Origin of the sequence: Aeromonas sp. 159 (genome assembly GCF_963862045.1) — a bacterium.
In the GTDB taxonomy this organism is placed as follows: Bacteria; Pseudomonadota; Gammaproteobacteria; order Enterobacterales; family Aeromonadaceae; genus Aeromonas; species Aeromonas veronii.
In genome coordinates this window covers 1-11,551 of the sequence record NZ_CAWLMI010000089.1, presented here as the reverse complement: position 1 = coordinate 11,551, position 11,551 = coordinate 1, and the positions used below count along the sequence as shown (strand labels likewise).

10 protein-coding genes and 1 pseudogene are annotated in these 11,551 nt (G+C 58.5%); all 11 read right to left on the bottom strand.

What is annotated here, in order from left to right:
- Window positions 1-50: 50 nt before the first annotated feature.
- Window positions 51-1,274 carry an EAL and HDOD domain-containing protein gene (locus tag AACR14_RS14965; protein ID WP_005333249.1) on the bottom strand — a complete coding sequence of 408 codons (1,224 nt, stop codon included), beginning with the start codon at window positions 1,272-1,274 and terminating at the stop codon, window positions 51-53.
- Window positions 1,275-1,389: 115 nt separating this feature from the next.
- A complete protein-coding gene (locus tag AACR14_RS14960) occupies window positions 1,390-2,658 on the bottom strand; it encodes an OmpP1/FadL family transporter (protein WP_019446748.1) in 1,269 nt (422 codons plus the stop codon).
- 252 nt (window positions 2,659-2,910) lie between these two features.
- Complete coding sequence (locus AACR14_RS14955) at window positions 2,911-4,197, bottom strand: outer membrane protein transport protein (protein WP_019446747.1); 1,287 nt, start codon at window positions 4,195-4,197, stop codon at window positions 2,911-2,913.
- 402 nt (window positions 4,198-4,599) lie between these two features.
- Window positions 4,600-5,379 (bottom strand): DUF3379 domain-containing protein, encoded by a 780-nt coding sequence (locus tag AACR14_RS14950; RefSeq protein ID WP_019446746.1) that lies wholly within the window; start codon window positions 5,377-5,379, stop codon window positions 4,600-4,602.
- The gene (locus tag AACR14_RS14945) at window positions 5,372-5,971 is read right to left on the bottom strand and encodes a sigma-70 family RNA polymerase sigma factor (protein ID WP_005333245.1); all 600 of its coding nucleotides are present in this window, start codon (window positions 5,969-5,971) and stop codon (window positions 5,372-5,374) included. Before AACR14_RS14945 ends, AACR14_RS14950 begins: the two co-directional genes overlap by 8 nt.
- A gap of 13 nt (window positions 5,972-5,984) precedes the next feature.
- On the bottom strand, window positions 5,985-7,496 hold the full coding sequence (locus AACR14_RS14940) for a BatD family protein (RefSeq protein WP_050547845.1): 1,512 nt from the start codon (window positions 7,494-7,496) through the stop codon (window positions 5,985-5,987).
- A 20-nt stretch (window positions 7,497-7,516) separates the two neighbouring features.
- Window positions 7,517-8,974, bottom strand: a complete 1,458-nt coding sequence (locus AACR14_RS14935; RefSeq protein WP_019446744.1) for a VWA domain-containing protein — start codon at window positions 8,972-8,974, stop codon at window positions 7,517-7,519.
- Window positions 8,965-9,957 carry a VWA domain-containing protein gene (locus AACR14_RS14930; RefSeq protein WP_019446743.1) on the bottom strand — a complete coding sequence of 331 codons (993 nt, stop codon included), beginning with the start codon at window positions 9,955-9,957 and terminating at the stop codon, window positions 8,965-8,967. Before AACR14_RS14930 ends, AACR14_RS14935 begins: the two co-directional genes overlap by 10 nt.
- Window positions 9,954-10,493, bottom strand: a complete 540-nt coding sequence (locus AACR14_RS14925) for a DUF4381 domain-containing protein (RefSeq protein ID WP_019446742.1) — start codon at window positions 10,491-10,493, stop codon at window positions 9,954-9,956. Before AACR14_RS14925 ends, AACR14_RS14930 begins: the two co-directional genes overlap by 4 nt.
- The gene (locus AACR14_RS14920) at window positions 10,478-11,380 is read right to left on the bottom strand and encodes a DUF58 domain-containing protein (protein WP_019446741.1); all 903 of its coding nucleotides are present in this window, start codon (window positions 11,378-11,380) and stop codon (window positions 10,478-10,480) included. The genes AACR14_RS14925 and AACR14_RS14920 overlap by 16 nt, the downstream gene beginning before the upstream one ends.
- Window positions 11,371-11,551, bottom strand: a pseudogene (locus tag AACR14_RS14915) (AAA family ATPase); the annotation flags it as partial. The gene AACR14_RS14920 and the pseudogene AACR14_RS14915, both read right to left, overlap by 10 nt.

Sequence of the window (11,551 nt, the reverse complement as noted above, 5' to 3'; positions counted from 1 at the left end):
GGGGGGGGGGAGGCGACCGCTATCGCGGTCGAAGTGAATGACGAAACGAATTAATTGGTGGCTTCCATCGCCAGCAGTTGTTCCGTGACCCAGGTGGTGGCGGCCAGATAGAGGTGACTCACCTTATCCTCGCTCAGCCCCAGGCGGGCTGTTCTGGCCGTTACCCGTGACCAGTTGGCGCTCTCGTAATCTTCACAAAACGCGAGGTAGAAACCGAGATTGCCTTTTCGCTCCAGCAGCGCCAGCCGAATATCGTCGATAAGAGGGATAGTGCCGAGCAGTTTGTCCATCGGCTGCTCCATCAGTACATCCAGCAGGGAGAAGAGACCGGTGATAAAGGCTTGTTGTGCCTGCTGGCTCGGGGCGTGGGCATGGGCCAGCAGTTCACAGAATCGGGCTCGGATCATCGACATCTGGTAGAGCTCGGCGCTCTTGCCCTTGCCCGCACTGGTCGCGGCTACCAGCGAAACAAAGCGCTTTAGCTGGGTGTTGCCCAGATAGATGGCAGCCTGGCGAAATGACGAAATAGGGTTGGTGTGACCTTTGAGATGGTTGACATAGCGCAGCAGCTTGAGGGAGAGGGAGATATCCTGACCGAGTAGCTGCTCAATCTTGTTGATATCAGGCTCTGCCTCGTTGACCACGTTGAGCAACTGCATCACCACGACTTGTGCTGGCTCCATGGTGGCTTGCTTGACCATCTCGGGTCTGCTGAAGAAAAAGCCCTGGAACAGCTGGATCCCCAGCTGTTTGACCCGCTCGAACTCCGCCTTGTCCTCTACTTTTTCCGCCAGATAGGTGAGCCCCAGCGTCTGATGCCGCTGGATAAACACTTTGATCTGCATCAGGGGGGTGGCACGAAGATCAAACTTGATGATGTGGATAAAGGGGAGGAAGCGCTCCCAATCCGGTGACATGGTGAAGTCATCGAGTGCCAGTTGATATCCCAGCTTGTGCAACTGTTTCACCTTTTCCAGCAGGGCATCATCCGGTGGGGAATCTTCCAGGATCTCAATCACCACTTTTTCGGGCGGCAGGCACTCTGCCAATCCCTCCAGTAGCAGTGAGTGGGGAAAATTGATAAAGCAGGGACGGCCCCCCAACAGTTGATCGATATTCTGTTGCAGGAATTGTTCGACCACCAGGCGTGACGTCGCCTGTTGGGAGGAGATGCTCGGGAAGACATTATTCAGACTATCGCGAAAGAGCAGCTCATAGGCATGAGTTTTGAGGTCTCTGTCGAGGATCGGCTGTCTTGCTACGTAGGAATACATGCCTTGCTCCAGTAAAGGTACTGGGTTGATTTTATGGTGTTGCAGAACACTATGCCAGTGTTCACCTTATTGAGTAAGGCAATAATTGGCATAGCGTTTTTTGCAGGGAAGGAATTTAGAAGAGATAGCTCAATTGTGCACCAGCCAGCCAGGCATCCCCTTCGGAAGTGCCCTGGAAGGTGGAGGTCGTCATCGGATTACCCGGTTGCAGCTCCATTTTTTCAGTGACATCCACCTTTTTGCCATCGATCAGGGTCAGCCCCAGATCCACGGTCAGGTTGGGCGTGAACTGATACCCCATTCCCAGGCTGTACCAGAGGCGATCGGCATCCGGGATGGAAATGGTACGACGATCGGCTGGCACAGGGCTGGCGTCATAGGCCACACCGGAGCGCAGTTGCCATTTGGGAGTGACCTGATAGGTCATACCGATGGCGTAGCGCCAGCTATCTTCCCAGTGCTCGTCCTTGATGTGCATGTTCTGCAAATTGTTGAGATCAGCTTCCAACTGAACGAATTTGCTCCAGTTGGTCCAGTTCAGGCTGCCGTGGAGAGCCAGCTTGTCAGTCAGCTGATGGAACGCCGCCAACTCTGCCGTCGCTGGCAACGGCAGATCCAGACTACCGGTATCTCTGATCTCGGTAACGGAGCCATCTGCATTGGGTCGGCCCAGGATAGCATCTCCCGAGAGGGTCAAAGTGACATCGTGACGGTAGGAGAGGCCAATTCGGGTTTGTTCGGACAACTCCAGCAAGGTGCCGACATTCCAGCCCCATGCCCAGCCATCCCCTTGCAAATGTTTTGCGATCAGGTTGCGAGAAGGGAAGGTGCCACCGACTTCGCCTTCGCCCTGAATAGCAGAGATCCCGGCACCAATTGACCACATCTCATTGATGCGATAGGCGAGTGAGGTACCCAGATCCATGGTCTTGATATCGGAGACATTGCCAAAGTGTCCCGCGCTGTAGTTATCCGGCATCTTGACGCCAAGGCCGTAGTAAGAGGTTGCCGAGAAGCCTAGTCGCCACTGCTCATTGAGTGGAATGATGAGATAGGCGTTGGGTACCCAGGCTGCGGCGGCGATATCGTGTGCACTGGCATCGGAGGTGACGACACCGGCTTTGGTCGGCAAGCGGGTGTTGCCTTCAATATTGACGTCAGGACTGACATAGATGACTCCGCCAGAGAGCGCCATCTGATCGAAGCGGGTCATGGCTGCTGCATTGCGGGAGAGTACACTGGCGTTATCCGCGATGGCTGCCTCACCGGCAAAGGCGCGTCCCAGTCCTGTAGCGGACTGTTCAGCCAATTGGAACCCGGCGGCATGGGTCTGACCCGCGATCACCAGCAGGGCGATGGCGGACGGTTTGATGATGGGATGCATGGCAAAATCCTTGCTGTTACCCGAAGGTTCAATCGGTCATATGAATGAAGGCAGGATTTTATATGGTATGACCAGCAAGGCAACGGTAATGGCCAGTATCTGGATAAAACAAGATTAAATGCTGGGATGATGCACTCTAATAGCTTGATTGGAAAAGAAAAATAAACACGTGTGTGCTACATGTGTGCGCTGAAATCTAAGTTATGGATAAAAAAAGAGCGCCTGGCGGCGCTCTTTCCATTCTATCAATAATCAGAACTTCATGTTGAACTGGGCAGAAGCCAGGAAGGCGTTGCCGTGGGAAGTTCCTTTCCAACGCAGGCTGTCGGAGTGGCTACGCAGACCTTCGTTGACGTCAACTTCTTTACCGTCCAGATAAGCCATACCAAAGTCAACGCTCATATCGGTGTTGATATGGTAGGTGGCACCGGCGCTGTACCAGATACGGTCTGAGTCGGGAATGCTCAGGCTACGGTATTCGGCTTCGATCGGGGTGTTGTCATAGGCAAAGCCCATGCGAGCTTCCCATGCCGGGTTGATATACCAGGTACCGCCGATGGAGTAGCGAGTAGAATCTTTGAACTTCTCATCTTTTTGCAGACATACGCCGCCAGCACATTGGCTGCTGGTTGCTTTCAGCTCCTGGAAGGCGCTCCAGTCAGTCCAGTTTACAGAGTAATGAACAGCAAACTGCGGGCTCAGGCGATGGTAACCAGCGAACTCGGCTTGTGCAGGCAGATCCAGCTTCAGGTTGCCATCCACGGTGCGATTCAGTGAGCTTGCACCTTGGAAATCACCGTCAAAGCTCATATCGACTTGTGAACGGTAGGTCAGTGCAAAGCGATGGTTTTCATTGACTTCATACAGGGTACCAACGTTCCAGCCAAAGCCCCAGGTGTCGCCTTTCAAGTGAGCCAGACGAGTATCTGTCGGCAGCGGGCCACCTTGGCTAGGTGGGTTCAGCGGGCCCAGCAGACCGGCATAGCGGTTGAGTTCGGCGGCACCGTAAACGGCGTTGATACCAGCACCGACACTGAAGTGTTCGTTGACACGATAGGCAATGTTCGGGTTGATATTGAAGGTCATCAACTCGGTATCACCAGCACCGGCACCAGCCGGGAAGGTTTTGGAGTATTCGGTGGAGAGACCGTAGTTGGAGAAGATGCCAATACCCCAAGCCCACTGGTCATTCAGCGGCTGAATAAAGTAGGAGGCGGGAACGAAGGCTGCCGGAGCAATGCCACTTTCGCTGGCTGGAGCCATTTTGTTCGCGCCAGCGTAAACAGCACCATCCACATCGACATCCGGTTTGATGTAGGTACCGGACACAGAAACTGCCATCTTGTCGAAAGTGGTCATGGCGGCCGGGTTACGGGCCAGAACGGAGGCGTTGTCGGCGATAGCCGCTTCACCGGCATAGGCGCGACCCAGACCGGAGGCCGAGTGCTCGTTCAACTGGAATGCCGCGGCATGGACTTGACCGGTGGCCAGCGCGATGGTGGCGGCAATCAGGCTCTTCTTGAAAATAGTTGTCGTCATGGTGTTCTCTCTTGTAGGCAGATTTTTTTGCCGATATTGGCTGCACGTTCAATGCAAACCTCGACAAAATCCGTTTTTATTTCAGCTTCTTCCCAATCAATTCTGGCGTGATTCTATGGATCTGGTAGGAGGTAAGAAATCAGACCAGTGACAGCAGAATACATAAAAGTGATCGATGTGTTAATCATTTGTTTTAACTTGCTGTTTAATTCATCATTTTGAGGGGCTAAAGGTGGATTATTGACCTGGATTGCCGATCTCCGTCACAAAAATAATTTTGTCAATTTTTCGAAATCTTGAGGCAAATGAGTGACAAAGAGGAGTAATCAGGGGGAGAACAGGCTGCGGCTCGTGACCGCCGCCTGCTATTGAGGATGGATCTGAGGTTGTTAACCGGCGATGTTAAATGTCCCACTGCAGACGTGACTGCAGGGCGTTGGCAACGGGGGCAAGTGGCTCTTTCATCTCGCCAATCAGTACCATATTGGCGCCTTTGAGCTGGACGATCTCCCCTTTGAGGGTGCCATCTTCAAAGGTGGCCTGTTGCAGGGTTAATGGAACATGTTTGGGCACTAAAAAGAGGGTGACAGGCCCCATCTTTCCCTGGATCACCATGTGCAAGGCTGGTCCCTGATAAAACGAGCAGTGATTGACATAGGTCACCTTGAGCCCATCCATCCCGCTTAAGGTGGCGCCATACTTCTCCATCTTGGCATTGATGTTATGCAGATTGACCTGCTCATCGACACCTTCAATAAAGGGTTCTTCGCCATAGACATGAGCCATCGCCACCTGTGCGAGGGAGAGGGCCGCAGGAGCCGTTTCTGGCAGCGTGAGCCAGCGGGTGCTCATTCCCAGCAGGAAGGCGACCGATGCAGCCAGGGCGATCTGGCGCCAGGATGTCGATGTCCGGATCTTGACCGGCGCCGTGCCAAGGGGTCGGGATGGCGGCATCTCATCTGGCGCGTCACTGTCTTGCAGCATGGCTTGCCTGAGCAGGATCCGCTCGGCCAGTCCGGCGGGAACCTCTACCTGCATGGCACGCTTGAGGCTTCTGTCGAACTGCTTCATCTCGTCGAGGTAGTTCCGATTGGCTTGGCTTGCTTCAGCAGTTTTGAGAAAGTCCGGTTGTTGATCGTTGGGCTGGATCATGGCGTTGCGGCGAAATTCGAGTTCATCCATGTCCGTGTCCTCTTGCTTGGTTCTTCTGCTCCATCGCCTCCTTGATCTGGTTGCGGGCGCGAAACAGTCGGGTCATGACGGTGTTTTTGTTGAGGCCGAGCATCTCGGCAATCTCCTCACCACTGAATCCTCCCACAACTTGCAGCAGCAGTGGCTCCTGATACTCCTCGGGCAACCGGGCGATGTGACGGTGCAACCACTCGTTCTCCATCTCCTGTTCGCTGTGCAGTGCATCGTGCTGGGGTTGAGGGTGATCGTCGAGATCAACCAGCTCCAGCTGTTTGCGTTCAAAGCGGCGGGCGTTTTCCCGTCTGAGGATGGTGATCAGCCACCCCTTGGCCGCCTTGTCATCCTGCAGGGTGTCGATAGCCTTCCAGGCGCGCAGGAAGGTCTCTTGCACCAGATCTTCCGCTACGTTGGGATCCCGGGTCAGCCAGTAGGCATACCGGTAGAGATCGCCATGCAGCGCATGAACCAGTGCTTCAAATTTGGTTTGTTTGTCAGCCATGGGATCAGAGACCGGCGAAGTGGCCGGATCATTTCCACCAATATGCTGCTGAGCACGTTTTTTTCTAAAAAACAGCAGTGCCATTGGGCAATCCTTGTCAGGGGGCGTGGCGGCGGGAGCGGGAACTCCCGTGCGCCAGCAGGTAAATCAGGTACGCAATACCGGCCGTTTCATCAGCCCTGAGGGTACGCGCTAGAGCGCGCCACTCGATGGGCGGGCCAGAAGAGGGCCGTGCAAAACAGGCTCGCTCGAGTGCGGCGAGCGCGTTGCCGAGCCGATTATGCCCAGCGTCAGGCAACTGGCCTAATTGATAATAGGAGACCTGCCAGCGCATGGTCGCCCACTTGATCAGCGCCTTGCGACTGGCATCCGGCTGGTGTTGGGCAAGGGCACGTTGCAGTTGATAGAAGGCGCGCCAGCGGGGCCAGTGGCGCCATAGCGCACGCAGCGTTATGGCCAGCACGACCCACCAAAGGCTCTCTCGCAGTGCCATCTGCGATGTCTGCTGATCAGGTTGCCGATTTGTCGTTGCCTGAAACGTCAGCGTGATGGCAGGCAGGCTGGCCTGCTCAATCCGGCCACTTTGGGTATTAAACCAGGGCAGATCAATGGGGGGCAGCTGGTAGTCGCCGCTCTGCTCCGCGACCAGAGTCTGGCGCCACTGTCGCTCAAACAGCAGCTTGCCATCTCGGTAACGCTCCTGCTGTTGCTCGCCATCGGGATGTGCCTGTATGCCGTTTGGCAGTTGATGTGCCATCAGGGGGGCAAGCTGTATCTGGCCGCTGTCACCATTTTCCATGGTCAGGGTGAGGATACGGATCAGTGGTTCACCCACTTCCCCCGTGGAGGCCGGTTCAAGCCGTTGACTCAGGGTCAGCCGGGTGGCCACCGGCGTGGCGGGGGCTTTGTCGACCCGAACCTCGAGTGGTGCCGCGCGGGCCGAGAGTTTTTGCGGCTTGTTCCCTTGCTGCGTGAGCTGCCCCTGCAAGCGGGGTGAGTCGAGGAGCCATAGCCCAGGCGCTTTTGCCTGAATGAGCCAGCTGCGGGTGAGCCGGCCGGGTAGACCAGCCTGAACGGGGGCGATCCACTCGTCGCTACCGAGGCGACGGATGGTAAAGTGGGCAGAGCTGAGTTCGCTCAGGGCCGGGTTTTGCATACTGGTGGGCAGCCATAGTGTCAGCCGGTAGATCACCGGCTGGCCGGGATAGAGCGGGCCCTGATGATCAAGGCTGGCCTGCATCTCGAGGGGCGAGGGGGCTGCGGGTTGCGGCAGCGCCGCTGTTTTCACCTCTCTCAATGGCAGGGTGAGCGAGGGAGTGAACTCATTTCCGAGCTTGAGCGGGGCAATCACCACCTTTGTATTAGCGGGTGAGTCGCTCTGGTGCAGCGGGATCTGCCAGCGAGTCAGTTGTTGTACCGGGGTGGTGACCCGGCTCATGGTCACTCTGCCCACTACAAACTGGCGCAGTAGGGGGGAGATCTCCAGCTCGCTGTTCTGGCGCTCGCCATCCGCTTCGATGATCAGCAGCCAATCGCTGGGGTCAGCCCCCGGCAGCAGCTCTGCCCGGGGGGGCAAGGCCCAGCAAAGTGGACTCGCGAGTGCGAGCAACAACCCCCATCCTGCCCGTGTCACCAGGGATACTCCACCTTGATCAGATCCCGGCGTAGTGCCTCTTTGCGCAGTCGCTGCTCCAGCAGCAACACCGGGGGAGAGGGGGGCAGGGGCATTGCTGCTGCCTGCTGTTCAGCCGATGGCTTGGGTTGCTTGCTGGTGCTGGTGCTGGTATCGGGAGCGGCGGCCGCACCGCCTTGCAACAGAGAGAGGTTATAGAGCGCATCTTCATGGCCGGGCTCCAGTGCCAGAGCGGCCAGATAGGCCTCTTTGGCTGCGGCAAACTCCCCCAGTTGCAGCAGGGCATTGCCGCGGTTGTAGTGGGCGGTGGCACTCTCTGCTTCCTGATAGGCTGCGATGGCTGGCCGGTAGGCACCAGCTCGATACCAGGCGTTGCCGCGCCAGACTGGATCGTTGAAGGTGCGGGCTGCCCGCTGAAAATCCCCCTCTTGATAAGCCTGCATCGCTTGCAGATCCCCCCTCTCTGTTGCTTGCAGATCTTGTGGCGCAAGCAGCTGAGCTCCCACCATCAGCGCCATCATCAACCGGGCGCCGACTCTGGCCAGCAAGGCCAGTGGTAACAAGGGGATCAGCAGCCAGGGGCCAAGATCCAGTGGCGCCGAGGTGAGGGCCGAGGTCGTGGTGGGCAGGGGAGCAAAGCGGGGGACGTCGCTGCCAAGCCACTGCAGCTCACCGCCGAGACGGTTGGCCAGAGCGGCAATGGCCTGACTATCGGGGGCGGGCAACTGCGCGGGCATGCGGGCGGCAAACCCCAACTCATTGGCCGGAATGGCGGGTATGGGGGCCGGTTGACCGCTGCTGGCGAGCAGAATATCGAGGCGTGCCGACTGGGTGTCGCGGCAGAGAAGGCGTTGCTGGCAGGGCCACAGAGCAGCGATTTGGGTCATCTGATTCTGGGTGAGGTCGTCGGTGATCAGCAGCAGACGCGCTTGTTCTCCAGGGGCCAGCTGCTTCATGGCAAGTTCCACCGCCCGCGCCGGGTTGCTGCCCTGCAACGGCATGATATCGGGGCGCAAGTCGGGCAGTAACAGCGAAAGGGCCTGATGATCCCGGGTTGGCGGCATGGCGAAGTAGGCGTCGCCTGCGTAGAGGATCAGCGCAATGCGCTCGCCCTTGGCGCGGCTCAGCAGCTGCTGTAATTGCCATCTGACCCGGGTTGCCCGATCCGGTTTGAGATCGGTGGCGGTCATCGAGCGTGACAAGTCCAGTAGCCAGATATCTAGCGGTGCTGCAGGCTGCTGTTGCAGCTCACCGCGCAGTGCGGGACCACTGAGGGCCAAAATGACGGGCAGGGTTGCCAGCCAGAGCCAGGGACGTTGAGGACGGGATGCTGGCAGCAGATAAGCCTGCATCGCAGGTGCGAGCAGCGGGGGCTGGCGACGACGGTGCCACCCTTGCCAGAGCCAGGGGATGAGTGCGATCAGCCACAGAGGGCGGAGCAAGATCAGCTCCATCTGCGCGCGCCTCGTGCCAGCCAGTTACGCACCATGCGAAACTCCAGTCTGCCGTGCCCTGATGGCAGAAGCAGCAAGCCACAAAGCAGTGCCAATGGCCAGGGGTAGAGCTCGATCACCGGCTGGTACTGGGCAATCGGCATGGGGGCAGGTTCAAGGGCATTGAGGGTCGCGTTGATGGCATCGAGATCGCTTTGGGTGCGTGCCCGAAAGTAACGCCCCTGGCCTGTCTGTGCCAGCTCTTTCAGAAGCGGCTCATCCAGTTCGCTGCTGGGATCGGCCTGACCGCTGCCCGCCTCATCGTAGGGTTGGATAAAGGTATCGGGATCGGCCCCGACCCCCAGCGTGTAGATCCGTATTCCCTGCGCTGCGGCGAGTTTGGCCTCCTGCAGCGGGTCGGCATTGCCTGCGGTATTGCGGCCATCAGTGACCAGCAGCAGGGCGGTGGGGCGACCAGGATCCCCATGCTGACGTGCCAGCTGGATGGCTTCGCCAAGGGCGGTGGTTCGGCCGACCAGATCAAAATCGAGCTCGTCGCTCAAGGTCAACAACGCAGGGATCTCCTGAGTGAGGGGAGAGAGCAGATAGGCGTGATCGGCAAATACGATGAGGCCCACCCTGTCTCCGGCCCGTTTGGCGATCAGCGCCTTGATCTGCTGGCGCACCGCCGTCAACCGAGCTTGCTGCTCGCCGTTATCGAGCATATCAGGGGTGCGCATACTGTCTGACAGATCCACTGCCAGCAGCAGATCCCGACTCCCTTCATATTGGATAACCGGTTCCCCCCACCACTGGGGGCGGCAGAGGGCGAGAATAAGAGCGCACCAGAGCAGCATGGCGCGCCAGAGCGGCAATCCGGCCTGAGGACGCAGCAGCGCAAACCCGGGGTGAGCCAGATAGCCGCGGCGCAGGGGCGGCAAGCCGAAGCGCACCAGCAAGGGCAGCACCAGCGCCAGCGCAAACCAGGGCCAGGCCAGGATCATGGATACCTCCACGCGGTTTTACGCCTCGAGCAGGGGGAGAGCTGGAAGAAGAGGGTTTGACCCCAACGGCGATAATGTTGCCGAAGCTGTTCGCTCTGCTCGCGAGTCGGGTTCTGGCTGCCATAGAGCCAATTGCTCCAGTGAGACGAGAACTGGCTGAAATCGCTGCCGCCGTGACGATCGACGAAGGCGAGCCACGCCTCTCCCTGCAGCTGGCGCGCCTCGGGCCAGCGTTGCAGTGCTTCATGACGCAGGGCCTCCTGTATGCGTGCCACCAGCAGTGCGGGATCTCCCTCCAGCTGACGACACCAGCGGCGGTAACGTATCACCCTGTGGGCAATCAGGACGATCAGCAGCAGCAATAGACCTGTGATCAATAGCCACAATAGCGCCTGCACTCTGGGGTCAAGACTCTGTTCAATCAGATCCCGCCCTGGGTGAATGTCTCGCATCAGGGCGGCCAGCGGCGGAGTGATGGCCTCGGAGGCGGGACTGGCGCTGTCGAGTTCGGCGGGCGAGATCATCCCTGATGACATAACCCCTCCTGCCACTGTTGTTGCAGCGTCTGGCCGTTATCGAGCAGATAGAGGCGCTGCACCAGCGGCAGCAACTGCTGCTTGCCGTGGGTCAGTTGCTGTTCGGCAGCTTGCTGGTAGCGGCGGGAGAAACCGGCATGGCTCCCATCCAGCCAGCCCTGATAGTGTTGCCCTGGCCGATCAATGGCCACCGGCAGTTGGCCATTAGAGGGAAGGGCTGCCTCGAGGGGGTCACGGATCTGCCAATAGTGAATATCGTGGCGCCGTGAGAGCAGTTGCAATTGCTGACAGAGTACCGACTCGCAGGGTCTGTGATCGGTGATGATCGTCAGCTTGGCACCGTGAGGCAGCTTCACGCCGGACAAGGTGTCGGCCAGCGAGTGAGAAAGCGCCAGGCGGGCCAGCCCTTGCTGATAGTGATGGCAGAGGGATTCGAGCAGGGGCAGCACGCTGCCGCGCTGGCTCTGGTGATGGGGGATAAGCCCGTGGCAGATCAGGGTGTTGTGCTGCTTCTCCCCTTGCCAGATCAGGGCTGCTGCCAGCTCGCACCCGAGACGCGCCTTGAGCTGCAGTGTAGAGCCGAAATACATGGCAGGAGAGAGATCGAGCAGCAGCCAGTGCGCCTGATCGAGCTCCTCGCTATAGAGGCGGGTATAGGGACGACCGAGGCGTGCGGTCACTCGCCAGTCGATATGGCGTACCTCGTCACCAGCCTGATAGGCACGCAGCTCCCGAAACGTGAGTCCGGGAGAGCGGCCCGGTTTGCCGCGTTCGCTGCTGCTTCTGCCTGCGTGAGGTGGCTTCTTGGCCTTGGCCCAGAGCCGGATATTGAGCAGCCGTGGCAGGGACAGGGCGATATCGGGATGCAGACTGGGATCTAGGGACATGGCACCTGATCCAGCAGTTGGGCGATCAGGATATCGTTATCCAGATTGTCGGCCAGTGCCTGATAGCTGGGAATAAGGCGGTGGCGCAGCACTGGATAGGCTTGCAGCTGGATATCTTCCGGCAGCACATAATCACGTCCGGCGAGCCAGGCTCGGGCACGGGCGGAGCGA

What these genes read in the sequence shown, in the direction of transcription:
- AACR14_RS14965 (WP_005333249.1), bottom strand. Translation starts at nt 1,274, where the DNA reads ATGTATTCCTACGTAGCAAGACAGCCGATCCTCGACAGAGACCTCAAA.
- AACR14_RS14960 (WP_019446748.1), bottom strand. Translation starts at nt 2,658, where the DNA reads ATGCATCCCATCATCAAACCGTCCGCCATCGCCCTGCTGGTGATCGCG.
- AACR14_RS14955 (WP_019446747.1), bottom strand. Translation starts at nt 4,197, where the DNA reads ATGACGACAACTATTTTCAAGAAGAGCCTGATTGCCGCCACCATCGCG.
- AACR14_RS14950 (WP_019446746.1), bottom strand. Translation starts at nt 5,379, where the DNA reads ATGGATGAACTCGAATTTCGCCGCAACGCCATGATCCAGCCCAACGAT.
- AACR14_RS14945 (WP_005333245.1), bottom strand. Translation starts at nt 5,971, where the DNA reads ATGGCACTGCTGTTTTTTAGAAAAAAACGTGCTCAGCAGCATATTGGT.
- AACR14_RS14935 (WP_019446744.1), bottom strand. Translation starts at nt 8,974, where the DNA reads ATGGAGCTGATCTTGCTCCGCCCTCTGTGGCTGATCGCACTCATCCCC.
- AACR14_RS14930 (WP_019446743.1), bottom strand. Translation starts at nt 9,957, where the DNA reads ATGATCCTGGCCTGGCCCTGGTTTGCGCTGGCGCTGGTGCTGCCCTTG.
- AACR14_RS14925 (WP_019446742.1), bottom strand. Translation starts at nt 10,493, where the DNA reads ATGTCATCAGGGATGATCTCGCCCGCCGAACTCGACAGCGCCAGTCCC.
- AACR14_RS14920 (WP_019446741.1), bottom strand. Translation starts at nt 11,380, where the DNA reads ATGTCCCTAGATCCCAGTCTGCATCCCGATATCGCCCTGTCCCTGCCA.